Annotated in this window: 13 protein-coding genes; 9 read left to right on the top strand and 4 right to left on the bottom strand. The window is 75.0% G+C overall.

The genetic code is table 11. The features are described from left to right. The first annotated feature begins 265 nt into the window (after positions 1–265). From ACFYZY_RS14150 to ACFYZY_RS14115, 8 genes are all read left to right on the top strand, one after another. The gene (locus ACFYZY_RS14150; protein WP_388693258.1) at positions 266–1,402 is read left to right on the top strand and encodes a glycosyltransferase; all 1,137 of its coding nucleotides are present in this window, start codon (positions 266–268) and stop codon (positions 1,400–1,402) included. Next, entirely contained in the window at positions 1,399–2,850 is a 1,452-nt protein-coding gene (locus ACFYZY_RS14145; protein ID WP_388693256.1) for a sugar transferase, read from the top strand. The genes ACFYZY_RS14150 and ACFYZY_RS14145 overlap by 4 nt, the downstream gene beginning before the upstream one ends. A gap of 2 nt (positions 2,851–2,852) precedes the next feature. Further along, complete coding sequence (locus ACFYZY_RS14140; protein WP_388693254.1) at positions 2,853–4,199, top strand: O-antigen ligase family protein; 1,347 nt, start codon at positions 2,853–2,855, stop codon at positions 4,197–4,199. 280 nt (positions 4,200–4,479) lie between these two features. Further along, entirely contained in the window at positions 4,480–6,288 is a 1,809-nt protein-coding gene (gene murJ, locus ACFYZY_RS14135) for a murein biosynthesis integral membrane protein MurJ (protein ID WP_388693252.1), read from the top strand. Beyond that, the gene (locus ACFYZY_RS14130; protein ID WP_388693250.1) at positions 6,182–6,988 is read left to right on the top strand and encodes a polysaccharide deacetylase family protein; all 807 of its coding nucleotides are present in this window, start codon (positions 6,182–6,184) and stop codon (positions 6,986–6,988) included. Before murJ ends, ACFYZY_RS14130 begins: the two co-directional genes overlap by 107 nt. Then, positions 6,985–8,178 (top strand): glycosyltransferase, encoded by a 1,194-nt coding sequence (locus ACFYZY_RS14125; RefSeq protein ID WP_388693249.1) that lies wholly within the window; start codon positions 6,985–6,987, stop codon positions 8,176–8,178. The genes ACFYZY_RS14130 and ACFYZY_RS14125 overlap by 4 nt, the downstream gene beginning before the upstream one ends. A 30-nt stretch (positions 8,179–8,208) precedes the next feature. Further along, positions 8,209–8,874 (top strand): lipopolysaccharide biosynthesis protein, encoded by a 666-nt coding sequence (locus tag ACFYZY_RS14120; protein ID WP_388693247.1) that lies wholly within the window; start codon positions 8,209–8,211, stop codon positions 8,872–8,874. Further along, complete coding sequence (locus ACFYZY_RS14115; RefSeq protein ID WP_388693245.1) at positions 8,871–10,007, top strand: GNAT family N-acetyltransferase; 1,137 nt, start codon at positions 8,871–8,873, stop codon at positions 10,005–10,007. Before ACFYZY_RS14120 ends, ACFYZY_RS14115 begins: the two co-directional genes overlap by 4 nt. Positions 10,008–10,083: 76 nt before the next feature. Here ACFYZY_RS14115 and ACFYZY_RS14110 read toward each other — a convergent pair whose 3' ends face one another. The 3 genes from ACFYZY_RS14110 to ACFYZY_RS14100 form a co-directional block, all read right to left on the bottom strand. Continuing rightward, a complete protein-coding gene (locus ACFYZY_RS14110; RefSeq protein ID WP_388693243.1) occupies positions 10,084–11,412 on the bottom strand; it encodes a glycoside hydrolase family 26 protein in 1,329 nt (442 codons plus the stop codon). Positions 11,413–11,653: 241 nt separating this feature from the next. Beyond that, a complete protein-coding gene (locus tag ACFYZY_RS14105; RefSeq protein WP_388693241.1) occupies positions 11,654–11,887 on the bottom strand; it encodes a chaplin in 234 nt (77 codons plus the stop codon). A gap of 747 nt (positions 11,888–12,634) precedes the next feature. Next, positions 12,635–14,662, bottom strand: a complete 2,028-nt coding sequence (locus ACFYZY_RS14100) for a thioredoxin domain-containing protein (protein WP_388693239.1) — start codon at positions 14,660–14,662, stop codon at positions 12,635–12,637. Between the two features lie 197 nt (positions 14,663–14,859). On the opposite strand from ACFYZY_RS14100, the gene ACFYZY_RS14095 reads away from it, so the two are divergent. Next, the gene (locus ACFYZY_RS14095; protein ID WP_388693237.1) at positions 14,860–15,426 is read left to right on the top strand and encodes a Uma2 family endonuclease; all 567 of its coding nucleotides are present in this window, start codon (positions 14,860–14,862) and stop codon (positions 15,424–15,426) included. 316 nt (positions 15,427–15,742) lie between these two features. On the opposite strand, the gene ACFYZY_RS14090 is transcribed toward ACFYZY_RS14095, so the two are convergent. Next, positions 15,743–15,928: a hypothetical protein gene (locus tag ACFYZY_RS14090; protein WP_388693236.1), complete on the bottom strand. Its 186-nt coding sequence runs from the start codon at positions 15,926–15,928 to the stop codon at positions 15,743–15,745. Positions 15,929–16,525: the final 597 nt, after the last annotated feature.

The following is a 16,525-nucleotide window of genomic DNA, read 5'->3' as shown; positions in this document are numbered from 1 at the left end:
ACGGGACCGCCGGACACGGCAGTTGGTGTCGCCGGACATCTAATGCCCGCCATCGTCCCCCGCCGGGGTTATAACGTTCCCGAACGTTGCTTCCGGGCCCGCCGCGCGTTCACTCCTTTCGTGCGGACGACACCTTCTCCCCTCCCGGCCTTCGCGGGTCTTCCCTTCCTTCTCTCATCAAAGCGGAGAACCTGTATGCGGAATTCAGCGGTTCCTGCCGTGCCCCGCGGCGCGGCGTCCGCCCGGGCCGACGTCCGGCGCTGACGTGCTGTCACCATGCGACACGGACCCCGGGTCCGTCACCGTCCTGCACGCGGTCCAGCCCGGCGACGGCGGGGTCGCCCGCGTCGTCGCCGACCTCGTCCGCGCCCAGCGCGCCGCCGGCCTGCGGGTCGCGGTCGCCTGCCCGCCCGGCACCGGTCTCTCCGCCGCCGTCCGCGCCGAGGGGGCCGAGGTCCACGACTGGCGGGCCCGCCGCGCCCCCGGGCCCTCCCTCGTCCGCGAGACGTGGGACCTGGCCCGGCTGATCCGCACCGTACGGCCCGCCCTCGTCCACGCGCACAGCGCCAAGGCCGGGCTGTGCGCCCGGCTCGCCGTCCGGGGACGCGTCCCCACGGTGTACCAGCCGCACGCCTGGTCCTTCGCCGCGGTCGGGGGGACGACCGCCGCGCTCGCCCGGCGCTGGGAACGGTTCGGCGCCCGCTGGACGCACCGCGTCCTCTGCGTGAGCGAGGCCGAGCGGCGGACCGGCGAGGCGGCCGGGGTCGAGGCGGACTGGTCGGTCGTCCACAACGGCGTGGACGTGGACCGGTTCGCCGGCGCCGGACCGTCCCGCAATCCCGCCCCCACCGTCGTCTGCGTGGGCCGGCTCTGCCGCCAGAAGGGGCAGGACGTCCTCCTCGCCGCCTGGCCCGCCGTCCTCGCGGAGGTGCCCACGGCCCGGCTCGTCCTGGTCGGCGACGGTCCGGACGGGGAGGCGCTGCGGACCGCCGCCGGTCCCTCGGTGCGGTTCACCGGGGCCGTCGGGGACACCGCCCCCTGGTACCGGGCGGCCGACGTGGTCGTCCTGCCGTCCCGCTGGGAGGGCATGGCGCTCGCGCCCCTGGAGGCCATGGCGAGCGGCCGGCCCGTCGTCGTCAGCGACGTGGACGGGGCCCGGGAGAGCCTGCCGCCGGACCACGAACCCCTGTGCCTGGTCCCGCCCGAGGACCCGGCCGCGCTCGCCGCCGCTCTCGGCCGCCTCCTCGGCAGGCCGGAGCTGCGGCGCCGTCTGGGCCGCGAGGCCCAGGCACACGTACTCAGCAGTTTCGATGTCCGGCGCACCGGCGCCGCCGTCGCGGACGTCTACCGCGAGCTGGCCGGTGTGCGGGGGGACGAGCACAGAGAGCCGATTGCGCAGTGACCACGGAAAGCACCAGCGTTCCCTCCTCGCCGGGTCCCCGGCCCACGGCGGACCGGACCCTCGGTCTCGCCCCCCTCGCGCCGCCCCGCGGCACGCCCGGCCGGCTCGCGCCGCCGCGCGGCCGCACCCGGCCCGGCACCCGGCCCGGCGCGGCGGCGCCGGTGGCGGCCGACTGCCTGGCGGTCGTCGCCGCCGCCTCCGTGCTGAGCACGGCCCACCACGACGTCCGGCTCGTGCTGCCGGTCCTGGCGGTCGTCCTGGTGCTCGACGGGTGGGCCGGGCTCCACCGGCCGGCCGCGCACGTCCGGGCCCTGGACGAACTGCCCGCGCTCGCCTCCCGCGCCGGGGTGGCCTGGTGCCTGGCCGCGGCCGGGGCCGCCGCGTACTCCCCGGCCCTGGCGATCGGCCCGGCGCGGCTCTGCGCCGCGTACGGCGTCCACGTCCTCGTCGTGTGCCTGGTCCGCGCGCTGGTCCTCGCCCGGCGACGCCGGATCGCGCGGGCCCACCCCCGGTCGGCCCTCGTCGTCGGCGGGGCGGCGGCCGCGCGCCGGTTCGCGGCGGCCGCCGCCCGGCACCCCGAGTACGGGCTGCGGCCGGTCGGGATCGTCGGCGTGCCGGAGCAGGGCGGCGTCCGGCCGGCCGGGGAGGCCGGGCTCCCGGTGCTCACCACGACCGAGGAGATCCACCGGGCCGTCATCCAGAACACCGTGTGCGACGCGGTGTTCCTGGACGACGCCCCGGGCCTGGTGACGCTCTTCCAGCAGTACGGCTGCGCCACCTGGCGGGTCGGCGGCCGGCACCGGCCCGGTCCGATGGGCGAACACATGTGGGGGTACGCCTGGCACCGGATCGTCCCGCTGGACGAACGGCGCGGACTGGGCGCCAAGCGGGTCCTCGACGTCGTCCTCGCCGCGCTCGCGCTCGTGGCCGCGCTGCCCGTGCTGCTGCTCTGCGCGCTCGCGGTGCGCCTCTCGGACGGCCCCGGGGTCCTGTTCCGGCAGGAGCGGGTGGGCCGGCACGGGCGCCCCTTCACCCTGCTCAAGTTCCGTACGCTCCGCCCCTCCGACGACACCGAGGCGGCCACCCGCTGGAACGTGGCGGGCGACCTGCGGATGAGCGCGGCCGGGAGCTTCCTGCGGAAGACCTCCCTGGACGAGCTGCCGCAGCTCTGGAACGTGCTGCGCGGCGACATGAGCCTGGTCGGCCCGAGGCCGGAACGCCCCCACTTCGTCGCCCAGTTCAGCAAGATCCACGCCGGCTACGCGGACCGTCACCGGATGCCGGTGGGGCTGACCGGGCTCGCGCAGGTGCACGGGCTGCGCGGCGACACCTCGATCGAGGACCGCTGCCGCTTCGACAACCACTACATCGACCACTGGTCGCTCTGGCAGGACGTCTGCATCCTGCTGCGCACGGCGGGCGAGTTCGTCCGGCCCACGGGGAGCTGAGGATGGCCACGGCCGCGTCGCCGCCCGTGGCCGCCCCGGTCCCCCCGGCCGCGCGGGACCGGCTGCGCCGGGCCGCGGCGCTCGCCCCGGTCCTCGCCGTGGTCGCGCTGCTGCTCGTCCCCGGCGGCGCGGACGGCGGCACCGGCGGCACGGGGACGGTCGCGGACGCGGCCTCCGGGCTCCTCGTCCTGATCTGCCTGGTGCGGGTGGTGCGCGACGGGGCCCGGCCGCTGACCCGGACGGCGGCCGTCGTCCTCGGCCTGCCGGTGCTGGGGATCTGCCTGGCCGCGATCACCTCGAACGACCCGGCGTCGAGCCTCCCGGGCGTCGCCCGTTACGTCCAGGTCTTCGTCCTCGTCCCGGCCGCCGTGCTCCTGACGGTCCGCGACCGGCGGGACTTCGCCGTGGTCGCCTGGGCCCTGGTCGGGCTCGCGCTGCTCCAGGGCGCGGTGGGCGTCGCCCAGTACCTGACCGGTACGGGCGCCTCGTACCGGGGCGAGGACATCCGGGCCGTCGGCACCTTCGGGGCCACCGACGTGATGGGCATGGCGACGGCCGTCTCGTACGGCCTGGTCGCCGCCACCGGGATCGCGCTGGGCAGCGGCCCGGGGCGGGCGCGGACGGCCGCGCTGGTCTGCACGGGGCTGCTGTTCCTCCCGCTCGTGCTGTCCTTCAGCCGGGGCGCGTGGATCGCGACCGTGCTCGCCTGCGCGCTCCAGCTCCTCCTGGCGGGGCCGCTCCGGGCGGTCCGGGTCGCGCTCGCGGCGGGCGCGCTCGGGGTCGTCCTCGTCGGCGGCCTGGGGATCGGCTCGGAGGTGGTGGAGGAGCGGGTCGCCAGCATCACCCGGGTGACGGCGGCGCCGGACCAGTCGGTGACGGACCGGTACACGATGTGGGCGGCGGCCGGGGAGATGTGGCGCGCGGAGCCGCTCACGGGCGTCGGCCTGAAGGGCTTCCCCCGGTACCGCGACGCGCACGCCTCGGTCGCGCTGTCCTCCGGCGGCGACACGGCGGGCGCGGGCGCCGGCTTCCACCGCCAGCCGCTGCTCTCCCCGCACAACATGTACCTGCTCGTCCTGAGCGAGCAGGGTCTCGTGGGGCTGCTGGCCCTGGCGGGCAGCTGGGCGGCGCTGCTGGCCGGCGCGCTGCGTCGGCGGCCCGGCACGGCTTCCGGTCCGGGCCCCGGCCCCGGTGCGGACTGCGCGCTCGTGGCGACGGGTCTGCTCGTCTGGCAGCTCGTGGACTTCTTCTACGCGGACATCGGCGGGCCCTCGACGGTGCTGATGTCGGTCGTGCTCGGCCTGGCGGCCCGGTGGTCGCTGGCGGGGGTGGGGGTGGGGCGTGCGTGACCCGTGGGCCGGGGAGCCCCGGCCCACGGACGCGCCGTGGACCGGGGAGCCGGAGGCCGGGGAGCCGTGGGCCGACGCGCCGTGGGCCGGGGAGCCGTGCCCCGCGTCCCGCCCGCCGCTCGGTACCCCGCCGGCCGATCCCTGGACGGCTGTCCCCTGGACGGCCGATCCGTGGGCGGCGGCGGTGCCGGCGGACTCGCCGTGGGTCCCGGGGCCGGCCGTCCCGCCGGGTGCGCCCGGACCGTCCGCCGGGCCCGGCGCGTCCGCCCCGTCCGGGTCCGTGTCCGAGCCGTCCGCCCCGTCCGTGCCCCAGTCGCCCGCCGTCCCCGCGCCGAAGACCGCGTCCGCGCCGTCCGCCCGCCCCGGGCGCCGGGCCCGCGCGCACGCGCGCGGGGCGCGGGGCGCGGGCGACGAACAGCGGGGACGGGGGTTCCTGGCGAAGGCGGCGGCCGTGACCGCCGGTCTCACCGCCGTCGGCGCGCTGCTCGGCCTCGTACGGGACCAGACCCTGGCCGGGTACTTCGGGGCCGGGGCCGCGACCGACGCGTTCCTGGTGGCGTGGACGGTGCCCGAGTTCGCCTCGACGCTGCTCATCGAGGACGCGATGGCGCTGATCCTGGTGCCCGCCTTCTCCCGCGCCCTGGCGCATCGCTCCGGCGGCGCGTCCGGCGACCTCGCCGACCCGGTGCGCGCGCTCGTGCGCGGCACGCTCCCCCGGCTCACCCTCACCGCCGCCGTCGTCGCCGCCGTCCTCGTGGTCGCCGCCCCGCTGCTCGTCGCCGCCCTCGCGCCGGGCCTCCCCGACCCGGCGCTCGCCGTCGACTGCACCCGGTCCACCGCGACCTGCGTGCTCTCCTTCGCCCTGGTCGGCTACTGCTCGGCCGCGCTGCGCGCGCACGGCAGCTTCCTGCCGCCGGCGGCGATCTACGTGGCGTACAACGTGGGGATCATCGGCACCGTCCTGGTGCTGCGCGAATCCTGGGGGGTGCGCTCGGCCGCCGTCGGGGTGGCGGTCGGCGGGGTCCTGATGGTCCTCGTGCAGGCGCCCTCCCTGGTCCGGGCGCTGCGCTCCGGGACCGTACCGGCGCCGGACGCGGCGGCTCCCGCGCCCACGGGCGGGAGGGACGGCCGGGTCCTGGTGCTCGGCCTGATCGCGCCCGTCGTCGCGTTCTCGCTCTGCCGCCAGTCACAGACCCTGATCGAGCGGTTCCTCGCCGCGCCGCTGCCCGCCGGCGCCATCTCGCACCTGAACTACGCGCAGAAGGTCGCGCAGATGCCGATGATCCTGTCGCTGATGCTGTGCACGGTCAGCTTCCCGGTGGTCGCCCGCGCCCTCGCGGCGGGCGACACGGAGACGGCCCGGCACCGGGTCGAGCGGGACCTGCTGCTCGCCGCCGTCGTCGTACTGGCCGGCGCCTCGACGGTGATCGCCACCGCCCCCCGGATCGTCGAACTCCTCTTCGAGCGGGGCGAGTTCGGGGCGTCGGACACCGCCGCCACCGCCACCGTCATGCGGGTGTACGCCCTCGGCCTGTTGGGCCAGACGATGGTCGGCGCCCTGGTCCGCTGCTACTTCTCCGCCGCCCGCCCGCTCTGGTACCCGGCCGTCGCCATGGGCGCGGGGCTCGTCGCGACCGCCGTCGCGGGCGTGCCCGGCGCCCGGTGCTGGGGCGCGGTGGGCATCGCCGGCGCCAACGCGTTCGGCATCACGCTCACCGCCGTCCTGCTGCTGCGGGGCGCGCACCGCCAGGCCGTCCCGGTCCGGGCCGGCCGGCTCGGCGCGGGGCTGTTGCGCCTCGCGGGCACGGGCGCCGGGGCCACCGGCGCCGGCTGGGTCTGCTCGGTCGCGATCGGTCCCGCCGCCCTCGCCGTCGCCGTCGCCGCCCTCGCCGTCGCCGGCGTCTTCCTGCTGTTCCTCGTCTGCGCCCCCGAGGCGCCCGGCCTTCTCCCCCTGTCCAGCTCCGCCCACCGGAGGACCCCCCATGCCCGCCGTCACCGCGCCGAGCCGCCTGCTGCCGAAGCCGCCCCCGTGGGGGAGACCGCCCCTGTGGGTGGCGATGTACCACTCGATCGCGAACACCGCCGATGACCCGTACCGGGTGACCGTCTCCCCGGTGCGCTTCGCCCGGCAGCTCCGCTGGCTGGGCGAGCGCGGGCTGCGCGGGGTGTCGGTGGGGGAGCTGCTCACCGCCGCCGCCCAGGGGCGCGCCCGGAGCCTGGTGGGCCTGACCTTCGACGACGGGTACGCGGACTTCGCGGACGCGGCGCTGCCGCTGCTCCGCCGGCACGGTTTCACGGCCACGGTGTACGTCCTGCCGGGGCGGCTCGGCGGCGAGAACGGCTGGGACGCGGCGGGCCCGCGCAAGCGGCTGCTCTCCGGGGACGCCGTCCGGCGGATCGCCCGCGCCGGGATGGAGATCGGTTCGCACGGCCTCACGCACGTCCCGCTGCCCGAGGCCGACGACCGGACGCTGGCCGCCGAGACCCTGCGCAGCCGCGAGCTCCTGGAGGAGCTGACGGGCGGCCCGGTGGAGGGCTTCTGCTACCCGTACGGGCGGTTCGACCGGCGTGCGATGCGGGCCGTGCGCGAGGCCGGCTACCGCTACGCCTGCGCGATCGACCCGGGCCCGTACACCGGCGCGTACGCCCTGCCCCGCGTCCACATCGGCGAGAACGACACCTCCTGGCGGCTCGCCGCCAAGCGCCTCCTGCACCCGCTGCGCCGGCGCCGCCCCGCCGACCTGCCCGCCCCCGCCCGGTACGGGCCGGCCGTGGTCGGTGCCCGGTGAAGGTCCTGCACGTCATCACCGGCCTCGGCATCGGCGGTGCCGAGCAGCAGCTGCGGCTCCTGTTGCGCCACCTTCCCGTGCGGAGCGAGGTGGTCACGCTCACCGACCCGGGTCCGGTCGCGGCGGGCATCGAGGCGGACGGCACCCCCGTCACCCACCTCGGCATGACGGGGAACCGCGACCTCGGCACGCTGCCCCGGCTCGCCCGGATCGTCCGGCGGGGCCGCTACGACCTCGTCCACACGCACCTGTACCGGGCGTGCGTGTACGGCAGGGCGGCGGCCCGGCTCGCCGGGGTGCGGCGGATCGTCGCCACCGAGCACTCCCTCGGCGAGACCCAGATCGAGGGCCGGCCGCTGTCGGCGGGCACCCGCGCCCTGTACCTGGCGTCGGAGCGGCTCGGCACGTCCACGGTCGCCGTCTCGGTCGGCGTGGCCCGCCGGCTGGTGGCCTGGGGCGTGCCCGGGGACCGCGTCCGGGTGGTGCCGAACGGCATCGAGACCGGCCGGTTCGCCTTCGACGCGGGGGCCCGCCGCCGCGTCCGGGCCGCGCTCGGCCTCCCCGAGGACGCGTACGTCGTCGGCGGGGTGGGGCGGCTGGCGCCCGGGAAGCGGTTCGACCTGCTCGTACGGGCGGTGGCGGCGGTGCCGGAGGCCCGGCTGCTCCTCGTCGGCGGGGGCGGCGAGCGCGAGGCGCTGCTGCGGCTGGCCGACGGCCTCGGGGCGGGCGGGCGGGTGCTCCTCACCGGGGCCTGCGAGGACCCCCCGGCCCCCGGCGCGGCCGGGCCCTCGCTGCCCGGACTGCTCTCCGCGATGGACGTCTTCGTGTCGCCCTCGCCCGACGAGACCTTCGGGCTCGCGGTCGTGGAGGCGCTGGCGGCCGGCCTTCCCGTTCTGTACGCGGCCTGTCCGGCGGTCGAGGACCTGCCGCCGGACGCGGCCCCGGGCGCGCGCCGGATCACCGGTTCCGTACCCGGGCTGGCCTCCGCCCTGCGGGACCTCCGGGCCGCCGGGACCACCCGGCTCCCGGTGCCGGAGGCGGCCCGCCGCTACGACATCGCGCACAGCGCCCGCCTGCTGGCGTCGCTCTACGAGCGGACCGTCCACGGCATCCCGCCCCAGGTCCGGCCCCGGACTCCGGCCCCGTCCCCGTCCCAGCCGTCGTCCCCGTCCCAGCCACCGTCCCCGTGAAGCATCCGTGAAGTGGGAGAAACCCGACCCGTGAAGACCACACCCCTCCGTTCCTTCCCGCCCGCCGGACCGCGCCTCCCCGGCCGCTGGGCGGTGCTGCCCGCCGCCGTCCTCGCCGGGGCCGCCCTCGGCGGCGGCTACGGGGCGCTGAAGACCCCGGAGTACGCGGCGACCAGCCACGTCATCGTCGTACCGGCCGGAAGGACCGACCCGGCGGGGGCGGTCGGCTTCGCCCAGGCGTACGGGCGGGTCGCCACCGACATCGCGGTGACCGGCGACGCCCAGGTGTGGGCCGGGGTGACCGCCGGGACGCTGCGGAGGAGCGTGACGGCGGAGACCTCCCCGGACGCCCCGATGATCTCGATCACCGCCCGGTCCGCGAAGCCCGCCGAAGCGGTGGCCATGGCCGACGGGGTGGCCCGCGCGCTGATCCTCGACAGCGCGCACGTGGCGGGGAGCACGGGCGTGAAGGTCGTCCGGTTCTCCCGCGCCACGAAGCCCGTGGACCCGGTCTCGCCGTCCGCGCCGCTCGCCGCGCTCGTCGGCGGCTGCGCGGGCGGGCTCCTCGGCGGCCTGGCCCTCCTCGTCCGCCCGCGGCGCGCCGCCGCGCGCGACGAGGCCCGCCACTCCCGTCAGGCCGGGGCCGCCGCCGTGCCCGCCCCGGCCGCCGCCGCGCACCAGCCGGAGACGGTGTGACCCCGGGGGCCCTGCGGACCGAGGTCTGCCGCGACGGGGAGGACTTCGGGCGGCTCGCGGCCGAGTGGACGGCGCTGTACCGGTGCTGCTCCTCCGCCACCCCCTTCCAGTCCCACTCCTGGCTGCACTCCTGGTGGCTCTCGTACGGGCGGCCCGGCGCGCTGCGGGTGGTGCTCGTACGGCGGGAGGACGGCGGGCTCGTGGCCGCCGCGCCCCTGATGCGGGCCCGGGGGCCGCTGCCCGTCCTCACCCAGCTCGGCGGCTCGATCACCGACTTCACGGACGTGCTCCTCGACGACGGCTGCCCGGAGGCGGCGCCCGCCCTGGCCCGGGGGATCGCGCGGGCCGCCCGGGGCGCGGTGGTCGACCTGCGGGAGGTCCGGCCGGGCGCGGCCAGCGAGCGGGTCCTCGCCCACTGGCCCGGTCCGCGCCGGACCCTGCCCGACTCGCTGTGCCTGGAACTGCCCGCCGTACCGATGGAGGGGCTCCTGGCCCGCATCCCCTCCGGGAAGGCCCAGCGGGTCCGCGCCAAACTGCGCAAGCTGGACGCGCTCGGCATCGACGCGCGCGTGGTGCCCGGCGAGGAGGTCCCGGCCGCCCTGGACCGGCTCCTGCGGCTCCACCGGCTCCAGTGGCAGGGGCGGGGCGTGACCACCGAGCACACCAGCGAGCGGTTCGCCCAGCATCTCGTCCGGGCCGTGCGTCCCATGGTGGAGCGCGGGGACGCGATGGTCACCGAGTTCCGGCTCGCCGGGGACGTGGTCGCCGCCGACCTGACCCTGATGTCGCCCCGGCTGGCCGGCGGGTACCTGTACGGGGCCGACCCGGAGCTGCGCGCCCGCAAGGTCGACGTGGCGGCGATGCTGCTGCGGCACGGGGCGCGCGAGGCCGGCGCGGGCGGGCGGGCCGCCCTGAGCATGCTGCGGGGCAGCGAGCCGTACAAGCACCACTGGCGTCCGGAGCCCGTGCGCAACCGCCGGCTGCTCCTGGCCGGTGCCGGTACGGCTCCGCTGCTCTGGGCGCGGGCGGGCGCGGCCGGGGCGCGGCGGTGGGCGGTCCGGCGGGCGCGGGAGGACACCCGGGCGGGGCGGGCGCTCGCCCGGGCGGGGAAGCACGTGCGGCGCGGCGGGTGACCTCCCGCCGCCGTCACCGCCGTCGCCGTCGCCGTCACGGGGAACGGTCCCCGGCCGGGGCCGGGGACCGGGAGGATCAGAAGGGCCAGGCGCCCTTGAACGCGTCCTTCCAGCCGACGTCGGTCCCGCTCTTCCAGGGGTCCTTCGGAAGACAGACGGACCCGCCGAGCCAGCCCTCCACCCAGGAACCGAGACCCACGGTCCAGCAGGCGGCCGGGGGCCGGGGCTCGGGCTTGGGCTCGGGTTCCGGCTTCGGTTCGGGCTTGGGTTCCGGCTTCGGTTCGGGCTTGGGTTCCGGCTCCGGCTCGGGCTTGGGCTCCGGTTCGGGCTTCGGCTCGGGCTCCGGCTTCGGCTCCGTCGGAACCTCCGGTTCCTTCCCGTACAGCATCTGACGGAACACCAGCGACGACTCCGGATTGTCGTCGCACTGCCAGACGCCGTGCGGGCAGTAATCGGTGATCGTGTGGTAAAGCGGCTTGTGCAGGTTCATCCATTCGAGCATGCGCCGCATGTATTCCGGATTGTCGCCGTTGCGGAAGAGGCCCCATTCCGGGTAGGAGATCAGCTTTCCGTGCTCGGCCGCGAAATCGACCTGTTTCCGAAGCCCGTACGGCTCGTTGACGTGCTGGTCGAAACTGCTTCCCGGCGGCTGGTCGTACGAGTCCATGCCGATGATGTCGACGACGCCGTCGCCCGGGTAGCACTCGGTCCACGGCACGGCGTCGAGGCCGCGGCTCGGGTTGAAGTCGAAGCGGAACTTCTGGCCCGGCACGGAGCGCATGGCGGTGACGATGCGGTTCCAGTACTCCTTCCACGCGGCGGGGTCGGGACCGCACCGGTGGCTGTAGGTGATGCCGTTCATCTCCCAGCCGAGGACGATGACGGTGTCGTGCGCCCCCAGGGCGACGAGCCGCTCGGCGAGGGTCCTGAAGTGGTGGTCGTAGCGGCCGGACGCGCCGCGGCCGAGCTGCCGTCGGACCTCGGCGTCGGGGAGGCGGGCCTCGTTGCGCTCCAGCATGGGGACGTTGAGGACGAAGAGGCGGTCGGCCTTCTCCTTGCGCCAGTCCGCCCAGGCGTCGAGGAAACCGGGAGGGCCCTCGATGTTCTTCCAGCGGTCGCCGGGCAGGTAGGTGTGGCCGACGCGGAGTTCACGGCCGCCGAGCCAGCGTTCGAGTTCGGCGATGCGGGCGACCCCGTGCGCTCCGGAGGAGAGGAAGGCACCCATGGCACCGGCGAGCGAGGACGGCCCGGGGTCCCCCGCCACGGGTGCGGTCACGGGCTCGGGCCCGGAATCGGACACGGAGGCGTGGGCGGGGGACGACAGGACGGACGGACCCGCGGCGAGGAGAGCGGCCGTGAACACCCCCAGCCATGTCCTCGGCGTTCTCCGGTGTACGACTGCCACGGCCGCTCCTCCATGTCGAGTGTGAAATGGGAGTTCGTCAGTATGTTTCTCCGAAAATATTCCTTATGAGCCGTCCGAGGACCTTGCTTCCCTCTGTTCACTGGCCCATCGGTGGATTTGATCGCCCCATTGGGGGAGCCGCGCCGGACGGGCCGCGCGGCCCGTGACGCGACAAGGGCCGGCCCCGGAGAGCGGGTGCTCTCCGGGGCCGGCCCCGCGCCTGTCCGCGTACCGCCTCGGATCAGTCGTTGACGCAGATGTTGCCGGCCGCCGGGTTCAGCAGGCCGATGACGTTCACGCTGTTGCCGCACAGGTTGACCGGGATGTGAATGGGAACCTGGATGACGTTGCCGGACAGGACGCCGGGCGAGCCGACGGCCGCACCCTCCGCGCCGGCGTCCGCGAAGGCGGGCGACGACACACCCATGGCCAGGACGATACCGGCGACGACGGCCGCAGCCTTCTTACAGTTCATTTCGTCTGGATCCTTTCCTCGGCGGAGCAATTCTCACGGATCTCGTGATGCCCGGGAGAAGGAAGTTCCCCCGGCCTCCGCTGTACACAACACAACGAACATTCCGCACAAAGGAAACCCGAATAACGACGGCGCGGGTTCTTTCACTCCATTGCCCGCACGGAACCGCCCGCACGGCGCCATCGGCGCGGAGCCGTCCGCGCCCGCCCGTTCGTCCGCGTCCGCCCGTTCGTCCGCCCGCCCGTTCTCAGCGGGGCCAGACCGGCGCCGCCGTCAGGCGCTCCCACTCCCGGTCCGGCAGCCCCGGCACCGCCCGGCCCGCCCGCGTCCACTGGGCCACCAGGGCGGAATAGACCGGGGACGCCGGGGACGCCGGAGACGCCGGAGACGCCGAAGACGGGGAGCGGTCGGCGGCGGGCGGGTCGCTCGTGTACCGGCTCTTCGGAATGAAGGCCATCCGTTCCCATTTCCCGGGATCGGGCGCCATTTTCGCTCCTTCCGCTGCGATTCCCGCATCATGGCACAAGGGCTCCGGCAGGGCGTTCACCTCCGATTCCACGCGTCGCACACCCCTGCGCGAGCGGATCGAAGTACGGTACGAACAAATGTTTCTCGTTCATCCGATCGCCACCCGCCCGATGAATTCATCGGAATCTCCGACGGCGGCAGCCGGGCGGTCCGGTCACGACGCGGCCCCGCCGCCCCTCCGGGGAGGGGCGGCGGGGCCGTACCCGTTCCGCGCCGGGGTCAGAGCCCGCGGCGCAGCCCGGCCGGATCGGTGACCGGCGCGTCGCAGGCGAAGCGCCGGCAGACGTACGCGGTGGCTCTCCCGTCCACCAGCGGCCGGTCCCTCAGGAGCGGGAACTCCTCGCTCCCGGGGTCCCCGGCGGCGAGGACCGCGCCGGGGGCGGTGGCCAGGAGGGCGGTACGGCGCAGCTCCCGGAACGCCTCGTCGCCGGGGGCGCCCACGACGGCGATCTCCCGGGGCCCGTCGAGGAGGGCCTCGGCGACGGCCAGACCCCAGCCGATGAACCGGGGCGCGCGCGGGCCGAGGGCCCCGACGACACCGAGGGCCCCCTCGGCGGCGGCCCGGTGGGGTTCGGAACCGGTGTGGGCCGCGTACGAGAGCAGCGCTCCGGCGGCGGCGGTCCAGCCGGACGGGGCGGCGTTGTCGGTGGGGTCCTGGGGGCGCCGGATGAGGGATTCGGCGTCGTCGGCCGTGTCGTACAACGCGCCGCCCCCGGCGGTGAAGCGGTCGAGGACGACGTCCAGGAGGAAGCCGGCGAACTCCAGCCAGGCGCCCTCCCCGGTGACGGCGGCGAGGGCGAGGAAGCCCTCGGCGACGTCGCCGTAGTCCTCCAGGACCCCGGCGTTGGCACCGGCCCGGCCGTCCCGGGAGGTACGGGCGAGCCGGGCGCCCTCGTCCAGGTGGACCCGGACGAGCAGGTCGGCGGCCTCGGTCGCGCGCTCGATCAGGTCGGGGCGGTCGAAGAGGGCTCCGGTCTCGGCGAGCGCGGCGACGGCGAGGCCGTTCCAGGCGGCGACGACCTTGTCGTCCCGGCCGGGGCGCTCGCGCTCCTCGCGGGCCGCGAGGAGCCGGGCGGCGATCGACGCGATCCGCTCGGCGTCGGCCACGCCCGCGTCCTGCGGGAGCCGGAAGACCGAGGCGCCCTCCTCGAAGGTGCCCTCCTCGGTGACGCCGTAGTGGGCGGCGGCGAGGGCGGCGTCCTCCGGGCCGAGGACCCCGGTCAGCTGCTCGGGGGTCCACACGTAGTAGGCGCCCTCGACGTGCCTCCCGGTGCCGTCGTCGGAGTCCGCGTCGAGCGCGGAGGCGAAACCGCCCTCGGGGGTGCGCAGTTCGCGGACCAGGAAGTCGGCGGTCTCCAGGGCGATCCGGCGGGCCCGGTCGCTGCCGGTCGCCCTCCACAGGTGGGCGTACACCCGGCAGAGCAGGGCGTTGTCGTACAGCATCTTCTCGAAGTGGGGCACCAGGGGACCGCCGGTCCCCGGCGTGAGCACGTACCGGTGGAAGCCGCCGCCCACCTGGTCGTACAGGCTCGAACGGGCCATCGCGTCGCACAGGCCCTCCGCCATCTCGAGGGCCGCCACGGAACCGGCCCGCTGGTGGTGGCGCAGCAGGAACTCGATCACCATCGACGGCGGGAACTTGGTGTCCCCCTTGAACCAGCCGCTCGCGGGATCGACGTCCCGGGTCAGCCGGAGGAGCGCGAGGGCCTGGGTCTCCTCGGTGGGCGGCCCCTCGGCACCGACGCCCAGCTCCCGCTCCGCGAGGTCCGCGGTGATCTTCGCGGCGACCTCGCCCACCTCGCCGCGCCGGGTCGTCCACGCGCGGTGAACGCCTTCGAGCACCTGGCGGAAGGACGGCATCCCGTGGCGGGGCTCGGGCGGGAAGTACGTGCCGAAGTAGAACGGCTTCCCCTCCGGCGTCATGAAGACGGTCATGGGCCAGCCGCCCTGCCCCGTGGCGGCCTGCACGGCCTCCATGTAGACGGCGTCCACGTCGGGCCGCTCCTCGCGGTCCACCTTGACGGACACGAAGTGCTCGTTCAGGTACGCGGCGGTGTCGTCGTCCTCGAAGGACTCGTGCGCCATGACGTGGCACCAGTGGCACGCGCTGTAGCCGACGCTCAGGAGGACGGGCACGTCGCGCCGTTCCGCCTCCTCGAACGCCTCCGGTCCCCACGGCCACCAGTCGACCGGGTTGTCGGCGTGCTGAAGCAGGTAGGGCGAGGTCGTGCCGGCCAACCGGTTCATGCGATCCAGCCTCTCACAGCGCCCGGCACGACCGGCGGAACCCTCACGGGCCCGCCCCGCTCAGCCGAATTGCGCCGGTGAGCCATCACGCGGCGGACGTGTCCGTCCCCCTCCGGACCGGGTGGCCCGACCCCTCGGAACAGTAGGCTGGGCGCAGCGACGCCGGACCCGCCGAGGCTCCTCGAAGGAGGTACACCATGTCCGCCGAGATGGTGGCGCCCGCGTGGATGCACACGCAGATCAGCGCGGAGCAGTACGACTCCTGGTCCGAGGAGCAGTGCGCCGGCATCGAGATCGTGGACGGGATGGTCGTCGTGGGCCCGAGCGCCTCCAAGCGGCACAACCGGCTGGCCCGGCTCCTGGCCAATGCCCTGGACGCCGCCGCGGGCCCGGACTGGAACGCCGACACGGACTTCGACGTCCGCCTGCAGGACGTTCCGCTCACCAACCGCCGTCCGGACGTCACCGTCTACCGGGCGGAGACCATCGACCTCACGCCCACCCGCCCCGAGCACGTGCTGCTGGTGGTCGAGGTCGTGTCGCCCGGTTCGGAGACCACGGACCGAATCGTGAAGGTGGACCAGTACGCCAAGGCGGGCATCCCCTTCTACTGGCGGGTCGAGCAGGCCGCCACCGGTGTCCCGATCGTCTACACGTACGTCCTCGACCCCGCCACCAAGGCTTACAGGGACGGCGAGATGTTCACCGGCACAGTGAAGGCCACCGCGCCTTTCTCCATCACGGTCGACCTTGGGGTTATGTAGGGGCGGAGACCTCCGCTTTCGACGTTCGACCGACAGCGCCCCCATCGTGGTTCTCCGCGGGCCGATCAGGATATTTGCCCGTTTCGCCATAGATGCCACTGTCGCTCCAGCCGCGACTGGAACCGCGGCACTGCAGGCAGATGCGAGCTGACGCGTTTCGACCACCAGCCGACCTTCCATGCGGACGTCGCCGCCGACGGCGAGACAGGAAGGCACGGGGAGGCGAGGCCGATCCCCGCCAAGTCGAGCATGGAGGCTCATGTGGTGATCCCGGCCGTGCGAGACGGCGGAGAGCCGTCCCGCACGGCATCTCGGTTCAGGCAGGGCTCAGATAGGCGGTGATCACCATGCCGAGTCCCGCCACCGAGACGAAGGCGACGCCGCCCGTCTTCATCGCTGCCTGGCGCGAGCTGCCGCTGATCAGGCTGCACAAAATCGCGGCCAGCGCGATGACGAGCGCGGTGAGCATGACGATGATGACGGTCATGACCTTGAACTGCACCGGGTTCCTCCCCGCAGGGGGTCAGACCGATGCCACGGCGGCAGCCCAGCCCGACCACCCTGCCGTTGACGACAGGTTGATCCATCCGGGCGCTGCTGGTGATCGCGCTCAGTACGGCTTGGCTGCCTGTGTCATCGCCCGCATACGGACCTGTACCGGTGCCTCAGACCAACCAGGAAGACCGGTCCCCATCGGAGCACCAGCGGGAACCACTGGCTGCAACGATCCGAGGGGGGGCTGATGTTCCCATCGCCAGGGGCACGCCGATGTGACCCGAGACAAAGCCAGTCGGATGGTGAGTCAGAACGGCTTGATAGCGACGATGTGGGCTGCGAGGCCAGGGAGGGAGGCGGCGCGCTCCTGATCTGAGTACAACTGCGGATCCAGCTCGACCACCGGCCAGTGAGCTCTTTCAGCGTGGCCACTGAGCCTTTTTCATCCTGCCCCTGAAGGACTATAAGGCCTGGTCAGCTGGGGTGGTGACGTGACAGAGCCCCCGGTCGTTGGCGGTGTTGATTCCACTCGACACTGCCGACAGCCCGGGGGCTCTGTTGGTTCCGTATCCTGCCATGCTCGACGTCTCGTACGAGCTGGTCG

The sequence above is a fragment of the Streptomyces sp. NPDC001744 genome (assembly GCF_042892575.1).
GTDB lineage: Bacteria > Actinomycetota > Actinomycetes > Streptomycetales > Streptomycetaceae > Streptomyces.
This window is presented reverse-complemented; position numbering and strand designations above follow the sequence as displayed.